General features: G+C 63.6%; 19 protein-coding genes. 3 read left to right on the top strand and 16 right to left on the bottom strand.

Annotated elements, in window-relative coordinates; genetic code table 11:
- Positions 1–10: 10 nt before the first annotated feature.
- The 5 genes from T331_RS0111205 to T331_RS0111185 form a co-directional block, all read right to left on the bottom strand.
- Positions 11–1,129: an FAD-dependent oxidoreductase gene (locus T331_RS0111205; protein WP_211248716.1), complete on the bottom strand. Its 1,119-nt coding sequence runs from the start codon at positions 1,127–1,129 to the stop codon at positions 11–13.
- Positions 1,130–1,134: 5 nt separating this feature from the next.
- On the bottom strand, positions 1,135–1,554 hold the full coding sequence (locus T331_RS0111200) for a Rieske (2Fe-2S) protein (protein ID WP_026440075.1): 420 nt from the start codon (positions 1,552–1,554) through the stop codon (positions 1,135–1,137).
- Entirely contained in the window at positions 1,509–2,465 is a 957-nt protein-coding gene (locus tag T331_RS0111195; protein ID WP_026440074.1) for a VOC family protein, read from the bottom strand. The genes T331_RS0111200 and T331_RS0111195 overlap by 46 nt, the downstream gene beginning before the upstream one ends.
- 21 nt (positions 2,466–2,486) lie before the next feature.
- Complete coding sequence (locus T331_RS0111190; protein ID WP_026440073.1) at positions 2,487–3,644, bottom strand: alpha/beta hydrolase family protein; 1,158 nt, start codon at positions 3,642–3,644, stop codon at positions 2,487–2,489.
- Between the two features lie 211 nt (positions 3,645–3,855).
- A complete protein-coding gene (locus T331_RS0111185; protein WP_026440072.1) occupies positions 3,856–4,791 on the bottom strand; it encodes a LysR substrate-binding domain-containing protein in 936 nt (311 codons plus the stop codon).
- A 328-nt stretch (positions 4,792–5,119) separates the two neighbouring features.
- Here T331_RS0111185 and T331_RS0111180 point away from each other — a divergent pair, with 328 nt between their 5' ends.
- Together T331_RS0111180 and T331_RS0111175 are read left to right on the top strand one after the other, a co-directional pair.
- Positions 5,120–5,554 (top strand): c-type cytochrome, encoded by a 435-nt coding sequence (locus tag T331_RS0111180; protein WP_008492597.1) that lies wholly within the window; start codon positions 5,120–5,122, stop codon positions 5,552–5,554.
- Between the two features lie 90 nt (positions 5,555–5,644).
- Positions 5,645–7,309 (top strand): pyrroloquinoline quinone-dependent dehydrogenase, encoded by a 1,665-nt coding sequence (locus T331_RS0111175; RefSeq protein WP_026440071.1) that lies wholly within the window; start codon positions 5,645–5,647, stop codon positions 7,307–7,309.
- Positions 7,310–7,409: 100 nt separating this feature from the next.
- Here the strand turns inward: T331_RS0111175 and ureG are convergent, their stop codons facing one another.
- Together ureG and T331_RS18140 are read right to left on the bottom strand one after the other, a co-directional pair.
- Positions 7,410–8,024 (bottom strand): urease accessory protein UreG, encoded by a 615-nt coding sequence (gene ureG, locus T331_RS0111170; protein WP_026440070.1) that lies wholly within the window; start codon positions 8,022–8,024, stop codon positions 7,410–7,412.
- A gap of 18 nt (positions 8,025–8,042) precedes the next feature.
- A complete protein-coding gene (locus tag T331_RS18140) occupies positions 8,043–9,290 on the bottom strand; it encodes a glycosyltransferase (protein WP_244876939.1) in 1,248 nt (415 codons plus the stop codon).
- 84 nt (positions 9,291–9,374) lie between these two features.
- Between T331_RS18140 and T331_RS18135 the strand changes: the two genes are divergently transcribed.
- Positions 9,375–10,550, top strand: a complete 1,176-nt coding sequence (locus T331_RS18135) for a glycosyltransferase (protein WP_051622328.1) — start codon at positions 9,375–9,377, stop codon at positions 10,548–10,550.
- Here T331_RS18135 and T331_RS0111155 read toward each other — a convergent pair.
- The 9 genes from T331_RS0111155 to rseP all read right to left on the bottom strand — a co-directional run bounded on the left by T331_RS0111155 (position 10,483) and on the right by rseP (position 20,084).
- Positions 10,483–11,652 carry a sulfotransferase family protein gene (locus T331_RS0111155; protein ID WP_244876938.1) on the bottom strand — a complete coding sequence of 390 codons (1,170 nt, stop codon included), beginning with the start codon at positions 11,650–11,652 and terminating at the stop codon, positions 10,483–10,485. The two genes, T331_RS18135 and T331_RS0111155, sit on opposite strands and share 68 nt — an antisense overlap.
- 40 nt (positions 11,653–11,692) lie before the next feature.
- Positions 11,693–12,091 carry a lactoylglutathione lyase gene (gene gloA, locus T331_RS0111150; protein WP_008492590.1) on the bottom strand — a complete coding sequence of 133 codons (399 nt, stop codon included), beginning with the start codon at positions 12,089–12,091 and terminating at the stop codon, positions 11,693–11,695.
- A 30-nt stretch (positions 12,092–12,121) separates the two neighbouring features.
- Positions 12,122–12,940 (bottom strand): LpxI family protein, encoded by an 819-nt coding sequence (locus tag T331_RS0111145; RefSeq protein WP_026440068.1) that lies wholly within the window; start codon positions 12,938–12,940, stop codon positions 12,122–12,124.
- Between the two features lie 221 nt (positions 12,941–13,161).
- The gene (gene lpxA, locus T331_RS0111140; RefSeq protein WP_035179950.1) at positions 13,162–13,956 is read right to left on the bottom strand and encodes an acyl-ACP--UDP-N-acetylglucosamine O-acyltransferase; all 795 of its coding nucleotides are present in this window, start codon (positions 13,954–13,956) and stop codon (positions 13,162–13,164) included.
- A 112-nt stretch (positions 13,957–14,068) separates the two neighbouring features.
- Positions 14,069–14,515 carry a 3-hydroxyacyl-ACP dehydratase FabZ gene (fabZ, locus tag T331_RS0111135; RefSeq protein ID WP_244876948.1) on the bottom strand — a complete coding sequence of 149 codons (447 nt, stop codon included), beginning with the start codon at positions 14,513–14,515 and terminating at the stop codon, positions 14,069–14,071.
- A 41-nt stretch (positions 14,516–14,556) separates the two neighbouring features.
- Positions 14,557–15,615 carry a UDP-3-O-(3-hydroxymyristoyl)glucosamine N-acyltransferase gene (gene lpxD / locus T331_RS0111130; protein ID WP_026440065.1) on the bottom strand — a complete coding sequence of 353 codons (1,059 nt, stop codon included), beginning with the start codon at positions 15,613–15,615 and terminating at the stop codon, positions 14,557–14,559.
- A gap of 3 nt (positions 15,616–15,618) precedes the next feature.
- A complete protein-coding gene (locus tag T331_RS18130; RefSeq protein WP_051622326.1) occupies positions 15,619–16,398 on the bottom strand; it encodes an OmpH family outer membrane protein in 780 nt (259 codons plus the stop codon).
- On the bottom strand, positions 16,399–18,789 hold the full coding sequence (gene bamA / locus T331_RS0111120) for an outer membrane protein assembly factor BamA (protein ID WP_008492583.1): 2,391 nt from the start codon (positions 18,787–18,789) through the stop codon (positions 16,399–16,401).
- A gap of 212 nt (positions 18,790–19,001) precedes the next feature.
- A complete protein-coding gene (gene rseP / locus T331_RS0111110) occupies positions 19,002–20,084 on the bottom strand; it encodes an RIP metalloprotease RseP (RefSeq protein ID WP_026440064.1) in 1,083 nt (360 codons plus the stop codon).
- Positions 20,085–20,086: the final 2 nt, after the last annotated feature.

Here is a 20,086-nt window from a genome sequence, read left to right as displayed (position 1 = left end):
CTCCCTTTTCTCAAATCGGCGCCGCCAGCGCCTGGTGGCTGTCGCGCATGATCCGCGCATGTTCCGCCTTGTCGCCACCCGTCCGCTCGATCACGCCCAGCCGTGCTGAGTTTTCCACCACCATGCGGCAGCGCTCCCAGCGCCGGGCCTGGAACCGCGCGAGCGCGGCCTCGATGCCGCCGCCGCCAGCGAGTTCCTCGGCCAGCACAATGCCATCCTCGATCCCGATACAGGCGCCCGAGGCCAGATGCGGGGTGGTGGCGTGCACCGCATCGCCCACCAGCACCACACTGCCCTGGTACCAGCTCTTCAGCAGCAGCCCTTCCAGCGGCCGGTAGATGATCTGCGACCGCGCGCCCAGCTGCGCCCTGATCGCCTGCAAAGCCGGGTCCGGGAATGGCGCCAGCAAGGCGCGCAGATGATCGACGAAGCCGGCCGGGTCCAGGCGCTCATGCGCCGCGCGGTCCTCGGTGACGAACAGATACATCTCCTCGGCGGAAACCGGATTCACCCCCGGCTTCACCCTGTCGCCCATCCACATCGTGCAGCGCTCGATCTCGGGCGGGCGCGGCAGCACCGCGCGCCACACACCCTGGCCGCTATAGGAAGGCGCCGGCGCGTCCGGGAACAATGACGTGCGCACCTTGGAATAAAGCCCATCGGCGCCGATCAGCAGATCATACCGGCCGGTGCCGCCATCGGTGAAGGCCACGTCCACGCCGGTTTCGGTCTGGCTGATGCTGGAAAAGGTCACGCCCAACCGCACCGCCACGCCAGCCGCGCGGGTGGCGGCGGCGAGAACCCCAGCCAGGACCGGGCGCATCACGCCGGCACCGCCCGGCACATCCGGCCCCGCCAGGCGCGGGGTGGGCAGCTGGCTGATCAGCGCCCCGGCCGGGGTGCGGATATCCACGCCATCAGAGCCATGGGCGACGCGCAAAAACGCATCCAGAACGCCGAGGGTTTTTAACGCCCGCAAGGTCGCCCCGCCCAGGCTGATCCCCGCGCCGTAAGCACGCCAGCCCGGGTCGATCTCAACCAGCTCGACCTGCATGCCCCGCTTGGCCAGCTCAATCGCCGCGGCCATGCCCGCGAACCCGCCGCCAATGACGAGAGTTTTCTTCGCCATTCCACTCATTTCGAAATATCCTTTGAGGTCAGAGGCGCGGATGCGGTGGGCAGGAGCCGCACCAAACCCTGCGCTGTCAGCTCCACCGGCAGGGAACTGAGCGACAAGCCGGCGCATGGCCCCGAAAGGCAATGGCCGGTTTCAATGTCAAACAAGGCGCCATGGCCGTGGCAGACGATATGCGCGCCGTCCGCATCCAGATATTCATGGCGCCGCCAGGCCATGCGCGCCCCTGGCCAATGCGGGCAGGAATCACGGTAGGCATAGACATGCCCGGCGCGGCGGACCAGAAAAATCGTATCATGCCCGTCTTCACCAGGCTCGACGCCGATGGCGCCGTCAACCGGTATCTCTGAAATATGGCAGAGCACCGTCATGCTCAGCTGGCCGGGCGGGCATTTGGCGGCGGACCGCCGGGCGCCCATTTCTCGCGGAACTGGAACAGATAAGCCTGGCTGGCTTCCGGCCCCATCGCCGTGGCGCGCGGCACCCAATGATCGTCATGCTGGTCCATATCCGCGTCGAATTCGGCGTGGCAGCCCATCGGGCAATTGAAATACCAGAACCAGTTGCTGCCGAAATGATGCCGCCCCGGCCCCCAGAAGCTCTGAAAGCCGCGCTTCACCATCTGCGTTCCCGCCGCCAGAACCTGCGAGGGGCTGGCCATGTGGAAGGCGAAATGCTCTATGCCTTTGATATGCGGCGGGCTTTGGATCAGGAACAAGGCATGATGATCCGCCATCCCGGCCGGACGCAGGAAGGGCCCGACATCGGTGAAACGATCCGTGCAGCGAAATCCCAGACGCTGCGTGTAGAAGGCTTCGGCCAAGGCCACATCGGGAACGAAATACACCACATGGGACAAAGTACGCGGCCGCGCCGCCGGCGCGCCGGGCGTCACACCGATGACATTCAGCCCGCGGCTTTGCGTGGAATTGGGGATGTTGGGCATCACCTCCGCCGGCACCTCCAGCGTCTTGCGCGTCGCCAGGCAGATCCGCAAGGCAAAGCCCAGATCATCGTAAAATCCGATGCTGCCATCGGCATGCCGGGTGACCTCACGGTCACGCGCCATCTCCTTGGCAACCGCCTCGATCGTATCCGTGTCGGCGGCGCCATAGACCGTCTCGCGCAGCATGGAACCCGTTTCCAGCGGTGCGGGCAGCTGCGCATCCGCACGCGGACGAATGCTGATCCAGGTACCATCCTCGGCGAGGAAATGCCCGCCGTCATCGCCGCGCTCCACCACGTCAAGTCCCATATTGGCGAGGAATTCATTGCAGGCGCCAACATCGTCAACACCGAAAACAAGCCCTTCGAGGCTGGTGATGTTCATGTCTCTCTCCGTGATATCGGTTCAGGCCAGCCGGCCGCCGAGGGTTTGCGCCACCCAATCGGCGATATAGTGACCTGCATTGATGGAATTATCGAAACTCGAATGCTGCACACCGCCTTCGCGATCGGTGAAAATCTTCAGCTCGCGCTTGGGGCTGTTGACCAGCGCGTCATAGGTGCGGCGCGCCATCTCCAGCGGAATTTGTGAATCCTTCTCGCCATGCGTGACCAGAAACGGCACCTTGATGCGGTCCAGAATCCCGTCGAGATGCACATTTTCCGCGATGGCCATGAAGTCATCGATATTCGCGGCACCCCAGACCCAGCAGACATGCTCCCAGTAATGGGGCACCGGAAAGCTTCCCTCTTTTGCCAGACGGCGCTTCTGCACCTCGCGCCAATCATGGTTCGCCCCCCAGGACACACCCATGGCAAAGCGCGGCTCGAAGGCCACGGCGCGCGGACAATAATAGCCGCCGAGCGACACGCCCTCCAAGCCGATCCGCTTGGGGTCGATCTCCGGTTGGGCCTCCAGCCAATCCACCACGACGCTGGCCCAATGCTCGGAATCATAACGTGCCGTTAGATTATGCAGGCGCAGCGCCTCGCCCGTGCCGGGCTGGTCGATCACCAGCGAGGACACACCCCGACTGGCCAGCCAGGCCGGAAGCCCGACCCGATATTTCATCTCTTTCGTGGAATCCAGGCCGTTGACCTGTACCAGCACCGGCGCCGGACCGCTGACATCTTGCGCCTGCACGAACAAGCCGGAAATCACCTTGCCTTCGTAAGGGATTTCCACGCGCCGGCAATTCTCCCGTGAGAGCGCAACGCCTTTTTCGAAAATTTCCAGAACTTTTTTGTAAAGCTCAAGCCGGCCAGGCGCGTTGCGCGATTGCAGGCGCTCGCAGGTCAGCAGATAGATGGCGGCGCGATTAAGCTTTTCACCGGCGGATAAAAGCCGCCCCGCGGCTTCGTCCTCCTGGGCGAGCTCGACCAGCTTGCCGGCCATGTTTTCCCAGGCTTCCCGGAAGGCCCGCGTGCCGGCTTCATCCGGGGCTTTCGCCGCCTCTTGCAAGGGCGCGCACATCTCCTCGATCTCGCCGATCCTGGCCCCCATCTCGATGGCGAGATCGACCGAGAGATTCCAAACATAATTTGTGGGAAAATAGCGAAACATGCAAATCTCCGCGCATACCCGCTGCTTGTGCGCGAGCTTACGCCTGATGAGAGTCAAAATCAGAAATCGAGCCCGTTCATCCGGGTCGGAACGCGAATAAATTATCCGCTCGGCAAAGACGAAATCCCCTCACAACTTTTGTTGTGCGTTCATTGCGCCAGGGGAGACGGCCGATCAAATCATCGTTTTGAATGAAAGCAATAAAAACTGTCTATGAGTGGGAAAATGCCGCATCGATCAAGGCTTGCAGCCTTTGCGCCTTATCCTTGACCAGCCCGCGCAACCATTGATTGCCGGGATCGTCATTCAGGTGAGCCGGCCAGCACATCACTTCCGGCAGTGTGGGAAAGGTGAAATCGGGCTTCACCACCCGCAGCCCCTTGCCGACCCAATGGCGTGCCAGCAGCCACGGCAGGCTTGCCACTAACGGCGTGCCGATGACGGCCGCCGCCAGATTGATATAGTTGGGCAGACGAAGCCGAATATTCCGAGTGATGCCCGCGCGCGAAAAATACAGATCAGACTGGCTGATATGGGAAGATTCGCCAAACTCAATGGCCGCATAAGGCATCGATTGAAACGCATCGAGCGGCAATGTGGCGCCGACCGCGTCATTTCCCTCCCAGATCACCGGGATAAATTTATCCTCGAACACGGTTTCAAAATGATCATTCGCGTTCACGAACTCCGGCGGATGAAACATCAGATCAAGCTTGCCCTCGGCAAATTGCTGCCTGACCGCGGCTGAAAGACTGACAATCTGGGTGTTGATGCGCGGCGCGCGGTGCAGCAGCTCTCGTTGAACATCGAGCACCAACGCATCGACGACATAATCCGAAGCGGCGATGACAATATCGGTCTCGGCTTCCGCGGGGTCGAAGCTGGAGCGGGTCAGCGCCACACGCTGCGCCTGGCGCAACAGCTCCGAAACCGGATCGCGCAGCCGGCTGGCCAAAGGCGTGGGCACCATGCGCCGCCCGACCATCACCAAAAGCTCGTCCTTGAAATGCAGCCTTAAGCGGGAGAGCGCGTTGCTGATCGTCGGCTGGGTGACGTTCAGCTGTTCCGCAACACGGGTGACATTTTCATGCGTCAGCAGCGCATCAAGGACGATCAGCAGATTCAGGTCCAGGCTATTGATCCGCATTGCGCCCCCTCCCTTTAGTTATCGACAAACCCAATCATCGCGCTGGCTCTGGTTGAACGCCGGCAGGCCACGCTATCACGGCCGGCGGCTATAACTCCATGGGCAAGCAGGGCGCGATTTCGAAGCGCACATAGCTCGGGTCAAGGAGGACACCCCCGCCACCCGCAGCCCCTTGGCGCCCCGGAGGCCGGCGCGGGCCTGTGCAGAAGCGGGACAACCCTGCATGAAACCATGCCTTGCATCCCAGACGATATTTATTGTAGCCTCATCATGAACGCGAAGATTGCGGCGGCGTCCTAAAAATCAAATCAAAGCTGCGAATAAACCAATGAGTTTTCAAAAAATCGCCTCTAAGACGGCACTGCTGACCCTGTTTTCCCTGGCGGCTTTCACGCCGGGCCAAGCTGCCTGTCCAAGCGGTGGCATCTATTCGTCAGCCCAGGCGCAGGCGGGCATGAGCGTCTATAATGATAAATGCGCTTCCTGCCATAATGCCGATATGTCCGGCAATTCCGGCCCGGCGCTGGCGGGGCCAAAATTTCAGGCCTATCTGCAATTCACCAAAATCACCGCTTCCCAGCTGGAATCATTTATCGCCACCCAGATGCCGGCGGATGCGCCGGGCAGTCTGACGGATACGCAATATAAGGATATTTTTGCCTATATCCTCTCCTATAACCATTACCCGGCGGGAACGGCCGATATGACGAATGACGGGTTGAGCTGCCTCAATATGCTGCCTTATCCCGGCAAGGCCCAGTAAGGGCACGTTTACACAAAATTCTGAGCCTATGCCTCAAAACCTTAAAAATCCAAGCTAAAAGCCAACACAATAAAAATCAGGGAGATTGAAATGAACAGTCCAAGGTTCAAGAAAACATCTGCAACCCTGGCTTCGGTTTTGGCCGGCACCGCGCTGTTGCTCAGCCTGGGCGCGGCGGCGGCGGACCAGCCGCCGGAAAATATGGGGGCTGAAACCGGCGGGGCGAAAGCGGCCGCCAGCGGCCCGGCGGTGAGCGCGAACACCAATGTCACCGATGAAATGACCGCGAATGCGGCGAAAACCGGGCAAAACTGGCTAGGCTCCGGCGATGGTTATGAAAATCACCGGTTTTCGCCTCTGAAACAGATCAACGACACGAATATCGCGAAACTCGCTCCGGTCGCCATCGCCCAGACCGGCTATACCGCCAGTTTCGAGACGACGCCGATGGTCAACAGCAAGCAGGCGCTCATTGCCATGAATGCGGCCACGGGCGAGACGCTATGGACCTACACCTACACGGACGGGCTGAACCAGATCTGTTGCGGCCCGGTCAATCGCGGCGCCACCGTCGCGAATGGGAATGTCTATTTCCTCACACTCGATAACAGCCTGGTCGATGTCAACGCCAATACCGGCGATCTGGTCTGGAAGGTGAATGTCGCCGATGCGCAGGCCGGCTATTCGGAAACCATGGCGCCGATCGTCTATAAGGGCCAGGTCATCATCGGCAGCGCTGGCGGTGAGTGGCCGATCCGCGGTTTCGTCGCCTCCTATGACGCCGCGACCGGCAAACAGAGCTGGCGCTTCAACACCACCAACGACAAAACCAGCTGGGCGGGCGATTCCTGGAAAACCGGCGGCGGCACGGTGTGGACGACCCCGGCCATCGACACCAAGCGCGGCCTGCTGATCTTCTCGACCGGCAATCCCAATCCGGATCTGGATGGCTCGCAGCGCGCCGGCGATAATCTTTACACCGATTCCATCGTGGCGCTGCACATCAAGGACGGCACACTGGCCTGGTACTACCAGGAAGTACCGCATGATGTCTGGGATTACGACGCCGTCAGCAACGTGGTTCTGTTCGATACGATGGACCATGGAAAGATGGTGCCCGCGGCCGGGCAAGCCGGCAAAACCGCGTTTTTCTACATCGTCAACCGTGAAACCGGCAAGCTGATCCGCAAATCCGAACCGTTCGACGAGCAGAAGAACATGTTCGCGCAACCGACCAAGGAGGGCGTGCAGAGCCTGCCCGGCGCCAATGGCGGCGATGACTGGGCCCCCCCGGCCTACTCGCCGCTGACCAAATATATCTATGTGATGGGCATGAATCAGCTGATGACCTTCACCACGGAGAATAATGCCGGCGATATACCGGGCCAGATCCGTCTCGGCAGCACCTTCAAAAACGTGCCGCACGGGCTGCAAAACGGCACCTTCACCGCCATCGACGTGAATAGCGGCAAGATCGCCTGGAACGTGACCGTGCCGCAGCCGACGATGGGCGGGGCCTTGGTCACCGCTGGCAACATCGCCTTCATGGGCGAGGGCAATGGCTGGTTCGATGCCTTCAACGCGAAAACCGGCAAGAAATTGTGGCATTTCTATCTGGGGGCGGGCGTCAACGCGCCGCCTGTCGCCTATGAGGTCAATGGCCGTGAATATATCGCCGTGGCCGCGGGCGGGAATTTCCAGATGACCTATCCGCTCGGCGATGCGGTGGCGATCTTCGCCTTGCCGCAAGGCTAAAAAAAGACGCTGTTCAAAAAGACCGCGTTATAATCAAGAAACCCGGTCAGATCTGTTGATCTGACCGGGTTTTGTCATGCGTCATTCCAAGCTTTTCGACTCAGGCCGCCTTGCTGAACAGCACCGCCTTGGTGATGGCATCGGCCAGCGCCTCGATCCCCTCGCCGCTGCGGGCATTGGTGGCCAGGAGCGGCTTGCCGGCGCGGGCGGTGGTCGCCTCCGCGAGCATCGAGTGGAGATCGACGCCGACATGCGGCGCCAGGTCGGTCTTGTTGATCACCAGCAAATCACAGCGCAGCACGCCGGGGCCGCGCTTGCGGGGGATATCGTCGCCGCCGGCGACATCGATGACGAAAATCCACCAATCGACCAGATCCAGCGAGAAGGTGGAGGCGAGATTATCGCCGCCGGATTCATAGATGATCAGCTCCAGCCCGGGATTGGCGGCTTCCATCCGGTCGCCGGCCAGCATGTTCAGGGTCGGGTCCTCGCGGATCACCGTATGCGGGCAGGCCCCGGCCTCGACCGCGCCGACGCGCTCAGGGTCGATCAGCCCGGAGCGGCGCAGCCGTTCGGCGTCCTCGGCGGTGACGAGATCGTTGGTGATGACGGCAAAATTCACGCCGCGTCGCTGCAGCACCGGGATCAAGGCTTCGATCAGGGCGGTTTTGCCTGAGCCCACCGGGCCGCCGATACCGATTCGCGCTGCTGTCATCTGCCCTCGTCACTCCATTCACGGGTTCGCCATCTCAGCAAACACCTTGGGCGCTGGCGCGTCCAGCCCCATCGCGCAGGGCCGGATGCCGGCCGCCGCCAGCGCCGCCTGCATGGGGGCGCCGTCCAGGCAGGCCCTGGCGTGCATCTGCCCCTGGCGGCCCAGATGATGGCGCTGCGCCGGATGGTCAGCGAGGCGGCGCAGCCAGATAGCGGCATGTTCGATCTCCGGCTCCGCCCAAAGCGCGCCGGGCAGATCCGCATAATGCCCACCCGCATCGCGGACCGGGATCAGGCGATGCGCGACGAGGCCAGCGCTGTCCGCATCCATGAAAGCGAGATTGCCGGACCAGCCGGTGGCCACTACCGGCTTGCCGGCCAGCATCGCCTCGGCCAGCACCAGCCCGAACCCTTCCGCGCGGTGCAGGCTGAGCACGATATCGGCCCGCCACAGCAAGCCAGCGAGGCGCGGCCGCGGCCAGTCCTCCGGGATGATGCGGATATTCGGCCCGGCCTGGGCCTGCACCAAAGCGGCCGCACGCGGGAAGGCCGCCGCACCCTGAAGCTTGACGATCAGCACGCGGTCCGCCCGCGTGCCGAAGGCCTGCCGAAACGCCGCGATGGCCGCCAGCGGGTTTTTGCGTTCCAGACCGGAACCCAGAGCGAGCACAACCAGCACCACCACCGCCTCTGGCGGCAGCGCCAGAGGCTCCGGCGCTACCGGGGCGGGCGGCGGGCAGAGGGCCAGAGGATAAGGCACCAGCCGTACCCGGCCGGGTAGCAACCGGCTCAGCGCCCGCGCCACGAACGGGGATGGCGCCCATATCTCATGCACATAGCGCGCCCCCGCCGCCCAGACGGGCGGCAAAGTCGGCAATTCCCAGACCCAGCTGCCGATGACATGGCGGCCGCGCAGAAAATCCGCGCCGCCACGGGCCAGCATCGGCGCCAGGCTGGGGGCGTTGACCGCCAGCAGCAAGGCGGCACCTGGTGGTACTTGGCCGCTGCGGGGATGGCCGATGCCCAGCCGAACCGGCGTGCCGCCATAGCCCAGCGCTGCCGCCGCCGTCGCGAAACACCGCGCCGCCTCGCCCAGCCCGGTCAGCGCATCCATCTCGCCCGCCACGGCAAGTCCGGTCGAGCGCGGCGGCGGGGTCGGATCGCAGGCGGGGGCCATATGCCCGGCGAGCCAGGCCAGCCCCTCCCGCCGGGCCTTTTGCGGCAGGCAGCGCCAGAGCCGATGCGGCAAGGATAGCGAACCGGTCACGTCACACCTCCAGTCGGGTTGCAACGATTCATCTTTTAACAACTTTTAGTTTAATTTCGACAACGTTTTTATTATGCTGTGCGTATGTCCGAACCGCTCTTATTGCCGTTTCGTCCGGTACAGCCTCCGGCGCTGGACGGGCTGGCCGCGCCCCTCGCCGGGCGGCTGCTCTGCGCCATGCGCTATGGGCCGCTCGGCGCCAGTTCGCGGCTCAGGCTGGGGCAATATATGCCGCTTCTGGCCAAGGCCGGCTTCAGCGTCAGCCAAAGCTCGTTTCTTGATGATGCGTATCTGCGCGCGCTCTATAGCGGGCGAGCGCGTGGCGGCGCGGCGCTGGCCGGATATCGGCGGGCCTTGTCCCTGCCCCAGGCCATCCGCCGGCATGATCTGCTCTGGATCGAGAAGGAGCTGCTGCCCTGGATGCCCTTCTGGCTGGAGCGCGGGGTGCTGGGGCAAACGCCCTATATTCTGGATTTCGATGATGCCTGGGCGCTGCGCTACGCGGCCTCGCCGTCGGCTTTGGTGCGGGCGGTGCTGCGCAACAAGTTCGGGCAGCTGCTGCGCGGCGCGGCCTTGTGCATCGTCGCCAACGAAACGCTCTATCGCTGGGCCGCCAGCGAGGGGGCGCGCCATATTCTGCTGCTGCCGACCGTGGTGGACATTGCCCGCTATGAGCCGCGGCCTCCGCCGGGCGGCCCATTCACCATCGGCTGGATCGGCACGCCGCTGACCGCTGCCTATCTGGACCTCGTCGCCGCGCCGCTGCGCCAGCTGGCGCAAGAGGGGAAGCTGCGGCTGCTGGTGATCGGCGCACCCGGTTTCACCCTGCCCGGAGTGGAGGTGGAGAGCCTGCCCTGGAGCGCAGAGAGCGAGGCTGAGCTGATCGGGCGCTGCCATGCCGGCATCATGCCGCTGCCGGACAGTGAATGGACCAACGGCAAATCCGGCTACAAGCTCATCCAGTATATGGCGATGGCAAGGCCCGCAGTGGGCAGCGCCATCGGCGCCAATACCCGCATCGTGCGCCCGGGCGAAACCGGCTTTCTCGCCAGCACCAGCGCGGACTGGCTGCAAAGCCTGCGGACGCTACGCGACGACCCTGCCCGCGCCAGCGCGATGGGCATGGCGGCGCGGCGGCGGGTGGAGCAGCATTACAGCCTCGCCGTCACCGCGCCGCTGCTGGTGGAGACGATCAGCGAGCTGCTTGGCAATAGGTTTGCACGTAGGGCAGAAACGCCGTCTGCAGCGCCGGCACGCTGAGCTTGAAGGTCTCCAGCCGGTAGGGCGCGTGGCGACGATACCCGCCGCGGGGCTTGGCTTTGATCTTGCCATCCATCGCCGTGCGGGCGGCCGCGGTGAAGGGCTCATCGAAATGCGCGTAGATGCGCTCGATCGCCGTCAGCGGGTCGGCGGTGAATTCCTCATACTGCATGTGCAGCTTGCGCGCCGCCGGCACATCCGCGCGCTGGTCGAATTCCAGCAGCAGGTTCGCGCCCTGCGTCCAGCGCGCCGCCACCTGTGCGCCGATCTCCCCGGCGTCGATATTGCGCAGGAAGGGCTTGCGCAGCACCTGGGTGAGATGCGCCACGGAGCCCAGCACGGCGATCGGGTCGCGATGCAGAATCACGAAGCGCGCATCCGGATACACATCCAGAATCGCATCCAGCGTGAAGGTGTGGTCCGGGCATTTCAGCACCCAGCGCGCGGAGGTGCCGTTTTGCAGGAATTGCAGGAATTTCTTGTGAAACACGAAGGCATCGCGATGGCCGTGGGTTTCCAGCCAGTCGAAATAGCCGGGCACGCGATGGGTGCTGTCGAAGCGCAGGCTCTGAAAGACATGCGAGGTGATCTCGCTGCATTCCTGCGGGCTGTCGGCATGGATCGGGTGCATGTCGCGAAAGCCAGGGGCCAGATCGTTGAACAGATCCAGCTGCTTATCGACGCTGATCACCCGCTTGTCGCCAGCCGGGTTGAAGCCGGCCGGGCGCGGCGCGGGATAGATCATCTGCCAGTTGCGTGGCACCTGGTTGTCAGGGTCTTCGGCCATCAGCGCATGCAGGAAGCTGGTGCCCGAGCGCGGCAGGCCGAGGATGAACAGAGGCGCCTTCACCGGCGTGGCGCCGAGGGCCGGATTGGCGCGGTGGGCATCCTCGATGGTCTGGGCGTTGCGCAGCAGCCGGGCGAAATCCCAGCGCAGCGAGACGCGGCCGAACAGGCTCAGCTCTGATTCGGCCTTAATGGAGGCGAGCAACGCCTCCAGCCCGGCGACGGAATCAGCAGTGGGCGTGGCCCCGGCGGTGCGGATCAGCGCCTGCGCGGAGGGCACCGCGAAGGCGCCATCCGGAATGACCTTATCGGCCAAATTGAAGCTCCGGCTCAAACACTTCGCCAGGGCTGACATCTCAGTGCGACTTCCGCTCGATCAGCTCGATCTTGTAACCGTCCGGATCCTCGATGAAGGCGATCACCGTGGTACCGAATTTCACCGGACCGGGCTCGCGGGCGATTTTCACCCCGGCGGCGCGCAGTTTTTCGCAGGTGGCGTAAATATCCGGCACGCCCAGCGCCAGATGCCCGAAGGCGGAGCCGAGTTCGTAGGTCTCGACGCCCCAATTATAGGTGAGCTCAAGCACGGTATTGCTGCGCTCATCGCCATAACCGACGAAAACGAGGGTATATTTGCCATCTGGCACCTCGTTGCGGCGCAGCTCTTTCATGCCCAGCAGTTCGGTGTAGAATTTTACGCTTCGTTCGAGGTCGCCGACCCGCAACATGGTGTGGAGGTACGTAAATTCGCTCATCGCCTGTCCTCTTCGCTCGCGTTCATGAACTTATGTTGAAACGCCCAACAAAAAAATATGTTCTTTGTTCGCTGTTTCAATAAGTTGCAGTTTCGAGGCCAATATGGTGCCGCCGGCTTCAAATGCCACCCCCCTGAGCCCAGCACGGGACGCATGGCTTATCGTATCCGGGCCGATCGTCGGCAGGTCGGCGCGGCGCTCTTGTTGCGGTTTGGCCATCTTCACCAGCACGCCGGCCGGGCCGGGGCGGGTGACGGCCGGGATGCGGGCGAGCATCGCATCGGTGCCCTCCACGGTTTCCACCGCCAGCACGATGCCCTGCTGGACCACGCAAGCCTGGCCGATATCGGCGGCACCGGTGAGCTTCAGCACCTCGATGCCGCGCTTGATGTCGGCCATCGCCTGGGCGTCCGGGCCGAGAGCGGTGAGCAGCCCGTCAGGGGCCAGCGCGTCGTTGATGATCTCATGCGCGCCGAGCACGTTGAAACCTTCCTCGGAGAGCACCCGGACGATGGCGGCGAGCAGCCCGTCATCGCCCAGGAACGCCGCCTTGCCGACGCGCGCCAGAAGTTTCGCCCCTTCGGCATCCGGGCGCAGCGAGAGGAAGGAGGGGCGCTTGACCGGGCCGATCATCACCAGATCCCGGCAGCCGCGCTCGCGGAAGGCGCGGATCATCGCGCCGATGGCGCCGAGCCGGAAGGCATGGTGCGGGAAAGGCTGCACGATCTCCGGCAGCGCATAGCCTTCCAGCGCGGCGATGAAGACCTCCCGCCCGGACGCCCGTGCCGCCGCCGCCACCTGGCCCGGCAACGGCCCGCCGCCCGCGATAATCCCCAGCGGTGAACTCATGCCCTCCCCCCTCTCAGATGCGTCGATCTTATGTGGCAAAAGTTTTTGGGGGTATGGGGGCTTTTTTCAAAAAGCCCCCATAAACGTCTGGGGTGGTGGCACAGGCGCTGCCTCAACCCCGAACCTTTTCGCCGCTTTTTTGAAAAAAGCGGCCCCTCCGGCGCCTTTCCAACGCCGCTAAAGCGGCGTCGGAACCTTGGGCGCCTGCGCCCAAAAACGTTTTATTCCTCGTCGCCCGCGACGTTGGTCAGGATCCCATGCTTGGACGGCGTGGCGATGAAGGCGAGGATCTCACGGACATGTTCATTGTCCTTGTAGGTCTCGCCGGCCTCGGCAACGCGCGCGGCGAACACGCCAGGGCCGCAGAACAGGAATTTATAGGCGTTATTGACCTCGGCCAGCGCCGCCTTCTCCAACCCGCGCCGCTTCAGCCCGATCAGGTTCAGCCCCAGCAGCTCGGCCCGGGTGCCAAAGACGCGGGCATAGGGGATGACGTCGCGGGTGACACCGGTGAGGCCGCCGACCATGGCGCCGGTGCCCACCCGGGTGAATTGCAGCAACGCCGCATTGCCGCCGATCACCGCGCGGTCACCGATCTCGACATGCCCGCCGAGGGCGACATTGTTGGAGATGATGACGCCATCGCCCAGCACGCAATCATGCGCGACATGGACGGTGGCCATCAGCAGGCAGTCGGCGCCGATGCGGGTGATGCCGGAGCCGGTGACGGTGCCGCGATGGATGGAGGCGTGCTCGCGGATCTGGGTGCGCGGGCCGATCACCGTCTCGGTCTCCTCGCCCTTATATTTCAGATCCTGCGGCTCCAGCCCGATGGTGCAGAAGGGGAAAATCTTCGCCCCGGCCCCTACCCTGGTGCGCCCGGAAATGGCGACGTGGCTGACCAGCTCCACCCCCGCGTCCAGCACCACATCCCGGCCGACCGTGCAGAACGGGCCGATTTTCGCATCCGGCGCGATGGTCGCGCCGGCTTCGATGAGGGCGGTGGGGTGAATCATGGGTGTTACCGTATCCAGCATGTCTTGTCCGCTTCAAGCTGCCCGGGCTGTAGCGGGGCGAAGCGTCCGAGGCCAATCAATTTCAATTACCGCTTATGTCTCGGCGCCGGCATTATGCCGGCGTCTCGTTCTCCATGATCATCGCGGTGATCGTGGCTTCCGCCACCATCGCGCCATCCACGCGGGCGGCGCAGGCGAAACGCCAGATCTGGCCGCGACGCTTTTCCTTGGTCACGGTGATGCGCAGCTGGTCGCCCGGCGTCACCGGCTTGCGGAATTTCGCGCCGTCGATGGACATGAAATAGACGATGGGAATCCCGGACTCCGGCCCCAGCGTGGCGATCACCATGCTAGCCGCCGTCTGCGCCATGCTCTCGATGATCAGCACGCCCGGCATCACCGGATGGCCAGGAAAATGCCCCTGAAAGAACGGCTCGTTGACGGTGACATTCTTGATGCCGACGGCAGAATGGTCGCGGCGGACCTCGACCAGCCGATCGACCAGCAGGAACGGGTAGCGGTGCGGGATCATGCCGAGGATCTGCTTGGTATCGATCATCTCGATATCAACGGGCGGAAGGGCGGGTGCAGTCTCGTCGGTCATTCTTTATCAGATCCCTGTTTTGGTCCTTTGCGCCCGGATTGGGCGAGTTTGCGCAAGGTGATGACCTCGCGGAAGAAGCTTTTCACATTCTGGGCGGGCGCGCCCAATACTTCCTCGCCGGCCGGCACGTCCTGCATCACGCCGGATTGCGCGCCAATGCGGGCCTTGTCGCCGATTTTCAGATGGCCGGTGAGCCCGGCCTGGGCCGCGATCATCACCCCCTGGCCGATCTGGGTGGAGCCGGAGATGCCAGCCTGCGCCACCACCACCGAAAAGGCGCCGATATTCACGTTATGGCCGATCTGCACCAGATTATCGATATGCACGCCCGGCCCGATGATGGTGTCCTGGGCGGAGCCGCGATCGATGGCGGAGTTGGCGCCGATCTCCGCGCCATCGCCGATCAGCACCCGGCCGAGCTGCGGCACCGGGGTGAAGCCGGTTTTGGAGATGGCGAAGCCGAACCCGTCCTGGCCGATGCGCGCCCCGGGATAGATCACCACCCGGTCGCCGAGGATGGCGTGGCTCAGCGTCACCTGCGCATGGATGCGGCAATCGCGTCCGACCACCACGCCGGGGCCGACATAAGCCAGCGCGCCGATGGAGGTGCCCGCGCCGATCTGCGCGCCTGCGCCGATGACCGCCCCCGCGCCGATCTCGGCCGAAGCATCGACCACCGCACTCGGATCGATCACCGCCGAAGGGTGAATGCCGGGCACAGCCTGAGGGAAGGGATAAAACAAAGCCGAGATTTTGGCCCAGCCGACATAAGGCTCGGGCACCGCCAGGGCGATGCAGCCTTCCGGCACCTTCTCCGCGAAATCCGGATGCAGGATGACGGCGCCGGCCTTGGTTTGCGCCAGCAAGCCGGCATAGCGGCGATTATCCAGAAAGCTGACATCGTCTGGCCCCGCGGTCTGCAGGGGGGCGACGCGGCGGATCAGACGCTCGGTTTCGGGCGCCTGAATGCCAAGCAGCGCCGCGAGGGCGCTGACCGGATGGGGCCCGGCATAGCGGAAGAACCGCTCATCGCCGGGTTTGCCAGTCTCTGCCATGGATCAGGGGCTGCCGTTGCCCTGGTCGCCCGGCTGGTCGACATGCATGCCCGGCGTCACCACGCTGGGCGGCACCTTCACGCTCGGCAGCAGCTTGTTCAGCTCGGTGGCGGTCTCGTCGGTGAGATCGAAGGCCGCGACGTTCAGCACCGCCTGCTCACGATGCAGCACCAGGTTCATGCCATGGGCCTGGGCTTCCTGCTTGACGATGCCAGCCAGCATCGCCTCGATCTGCTGCAGCGCCTGCTGACCGGAATTCTGGATGGCCTGGTTGCGCTCCTGGAACTTGGTCTGGGTCGCGGCGATCTCGTTCTGCAGCGCCTGCTCCTTCTTCTCCAGCTCGGCATCAGAGAGCTTGCCGCGCTCGGCGACGATCGCCTGCTGCTCGCTCTGGATCTTTTCGCGGGCCACTTGCGCGTCCTTCGAGAGGGCGGCCTGGCGCTTCTCGATCTCGGCTTGCACGGCCTGGGCGGCGGTGGATTTCTGCAGCACTTCCGGCACCGAGAGCACGCCGATGACGGCGGTCGGCGGCGGCGGGGCGGGCGGCAAAGCGGGCAGGTCCGGCACCTTGTACTGGGTCTGGTCCGGCTGCGCGGCGGCCGGGGCCGGTGCCTCGCTATGAGGGGTTTTCGGCTTGGCGGCAGGGGCGGCGCTATGCTGCTGGGCGCTGGGCGGCATGAAGAAGCCGGGCGAACCGGACGAGGCGGACTGGGCATGCGCCGCCGGTGCGGCCCCCAGCGTCAGCAGCGGCAGAACGAGCGCGTAACGGGAAAGAGCGGACACTTAGAACCTCGTACCAAAAGAGACGCGGAATTGCTGAACCTGATCGCCCTTCTTCTTCACCACGGGCTGAGCCAGCGACAAATTGATCAGGCCGAACGGCGTATTCCAGGAAATACCGACACCGGCGCCGACGCGCGGCGCGGAGCTGTTGAGCAGGGTGGCGTTGTTGAGCGTGTTGGCGCCCCACAGCGAGCCGACATCGACGAACGCGAATCCGGAGATGCCGATATCCTTGGAGATCGGCAGCGGGAAATGCAGTTCGGTGGACTGCGTCCACATATATTTGCCGCCGACCTGGCCGCCCTGGCTGGTGAGGGTGCCGGCGCTGTTATAGACCGGCTCGACATAGGGGCCGACGCCACCATCGGCGAAGCCGCGCAGACTATCGCCGCCAAGGAAGAAGCGGTCTTCGATCTTGTCGGTATAGCCGCGCATATCGGCCAGATAGCCGGCGGAGGCGGAGAATTTCAGCACCCAGGCCGGGTTGCCGAAGATATGCTCAAGCGGGATGTAATAGGCGATGTCCGGAGTGATGCGGAAATATTTCGCATCGCCGCCAAGCCCGGCCAGATCCGTGGTGATGTTCAGGCGCAGGCCCGAATGCGGGTTCTGGTCGTCATCCAGATAATCGAAGCTCAGCGTCTGGCTCAGCTGCGAGAGCGAGGATTTGCCGGCTTCGTTCTGGATATAGATGTTGGTGTTGGAGCCGGTCGGGATGTCGTAAATATTACGCTGGCTCACCGTGTAGGTGAAGGTCTGCCGCACATTATCGTTGAAGCGGTAGCCCAGGCGCACATCGGCGCCCATCGTGCTTTCCGAATAGGAATAGTTCTGCCCGACAGAGGTGTAGGAATTCGTCACCGTGCGGAAGATATCCCAGCCCGCGATCAGGTTGCGGTCGAGGAAATACGGGTCGGTCATGCCCAGATTGATCTGGGTGCCGCGCTGGGCGATCAGGGCGTTGATCGAGGCGTTGATGCCCGTCCCCAGGAAGTTGTTCTGGCTGAGGCCGGTATTCAGCAGCGCCCCCAGCGAGGTGGAGTAGCCGCCACCCAGCGAGAACTGGCCGGTGGCCTGCTCGGTCACCGCGGTGTTCAGCACCACCTGCTGCGGGGTCGAGCCCGGCTGGGTGGTGATCTTCTCATCCTTGAAATAGCCAAGGTTTTTGATGTTCTTGGTGGATTCGTCGATCTTGCTCTGGTTGTAGGCATCGCCGTCCGCCACCGTCATCTCGCGGCGGATCACCTTGTCCTCGGTGCGGGTATTGCCGGTGATGTCGACACGCTGGATCCAGACGCGCGGGCCGTTGACCACATTCAGGACGATGTCCATCGTGTGTTTCTTCTTGTCCAGCGACACCTGCGGGTTCACCGTGGCGAAGGCATAGCCGAGATTAAGGGCGCGCTTGTTCAGCGCGTCGATGCCTTCCTGCAGCGCATCGCCATCGAACCAGTCGCCCTTGGAGAGCGGCACCAGCCCGCGCAATTCCTGCTCGGGCAGGTTCTTGATCCCGGAGACGATCTTGATCGAGCCGATCCGGTAACGCGCGCCCTCATCGACCGTGAAGGTCAGGTAGAAGGATTTGCGGTCGGGGCTGAGGCCGGCATTGGCGCTCAGCACCTGGAAATCGGCATAGCCCTTATGGAAATAGAATTTATGCAGCAGATATTCGTCATACTCGACGCGCTGCGGGTTGTACTGGTCCGAGCTGGAGAGGAAGCGCCACCAGGCGCTCTGCCGGGTGGAGACCACCGTGCGCAGCGTGCCTTGCGAGAAATGCTCATTGCCGACGAAGGTGATGCGGCTGATCTTGGTCTCGAGACCTTCATCGCACTGGAACACCACATTCACGCGGTTATCCGGCAGCTTGACGATATTGGCCGTCACCTGGGCGTTGTAATAGCCCTTCTTGGCATAGGCATCGAGCAAGGCGCGGCGGTCGGCCTCGGCGGCGGCGGGGGTATAGACCGAGCGCGGCTTCAGGCTGACGGTGGCCTGGGCGACCTTGTCGGTCAGCTCGGTATCGCCGGAGAACAGCACCTGGTTGACGATCGGGTTTTCCACCACCGCCACATTCAGGTCGCTGCCCTGGCGGGTGATGTTCACGCTCTGGAACAGCCCGGTGGCGTAGAGCGTCTTCACCGACTGGTTGATGGCCTGCTGGTCGAAAGGCTGGCCGGGCTGTGCCACCATATAAGCGATGATCGTGCTGGCCTCGATCCGCTTATTCCCGGTGACATTGATCGCGGCGATGGTGCCGCCCGTGGGAACGGGCGCCACCGGCTTATTATGATGCGTGGTGGTCGCGGCCTGGGCCTGTTGGCTGGAGGCGGCGAGCATGGCCGGCAGCAGGCAGACGGACGCCAGAAGAACGGAGCGCGGCTTTAGCAATCGAAATCTCCCAAACCTAGAACCCCGGGCTGCCGGGACGTGCCATCTCGCGGCGTTTGGCACGGGTGAACGCCCTGAGCAAGGTGGCATCGCCCTGCGCCGCCGTTTAAACTTTGCCGTTCGCATCCGGGGATGATCCGGCAAAGCTTTGTTTTCGCCAACAACTTCATGCGTTTCGGGACGCCGGGGCGCCGCGCGGAACATATATTGCTCTAAAGTAAATGCGTGAACCAGGCGACCGCGCCGAGCCGGGTCAGATCATTAAATGTGACCAGCAGCACAAGCGAGAGAATGATCGCCACCCCCACTTTCAGCCCGGCCTCGCGCGCCTGCTCGGGCACCGGGCGGCGGATCAGCGCTTCCACCGCGTAGAACACCAGATGCCCGCCATCGAGAATCGGGATCGGCACCAGATTGACCAGGCCGAGATTGATCGAAAGCAGCGCCAGCAGGCTGATCACCGGAAGCAGGCCCAAAGCCGCCGCCTGGCCGGAGATCTGGGCGATTCCCAGCGGCCCCGCGAGGTCGCGCAGGCCGCGATGATCGACGATCAGCGTCGCCATGCCATGGAACCAGCCGGCGATCTGCGCCCCGGTTTCCCTGAAGGCGGTGGCGATCGCCGGGCCAGGGGCGAGGCGCTTGAGGCTGGATTGGCTACCGATGACACCGAGATGGCCGATCTTATCGCCATTCATGTTAATGTCGCCGACCGTGACCGGCAGAATCAGCCGCGCATTGCCGCGCTGGATGGTGAAATCCAGCACGGTATCGGGGTGCATGACCACGATCTGCTGCAGCTGGTTGAAATTATCGATCGGGTTGCCGCCGATCGCCAGCACCCTATCGCCCGATTGCAGATGCGACTCCGCCGCTGGCGACCCCGCCTGCACATCGCTCAGCACCGGCTGGGTGGTGAGCTGCCCGGCAGTCATGAACATGCCGGCATAGATCACCACCGCCAGCAGCAAATTGGCGAGCGGCCCGGCGGCGACGATCACCGCCTTGGAGGAGAGCGAGGCGGAGGCGAAGGAGCCGGGCTTGGCCGGGCCGCGCGTCTGCTCCTCGCCCCAGCCCTGCATCTTCACATAGCCGCCGAGCGGCAGCGCCGAGACCTGCCAGACCGTGCCGGATTTTTTCGCGGTATATTTCAGCAGCGCCGGGCCGAACCCGACGGAGAAGGTCTCGACGGTGACCCCCTGGCTGCGGGCCGCAAGATAATGCCCCATCTCATGCACGAAGATCAGCACGCCGATTTCGACGATGAAGGCGAGGATGGTGCGCAGCGTATCGAGCATGG

This window comes from Acidocella facilis ATCC 35904 (genome assembly GCF_000687875.1).
Classification (GTDB): domain Bacteria; phylum Pseudomonadota; class Alphaproteobacteria; order Acetobacterales; family Acetobacteraceae; genus Acidocella; species Acidocella facilis.
Note: the sequence above shows the minus strand (reverse complement) of the source record. Positions and strands in the feature narration are given on the sequence as shown.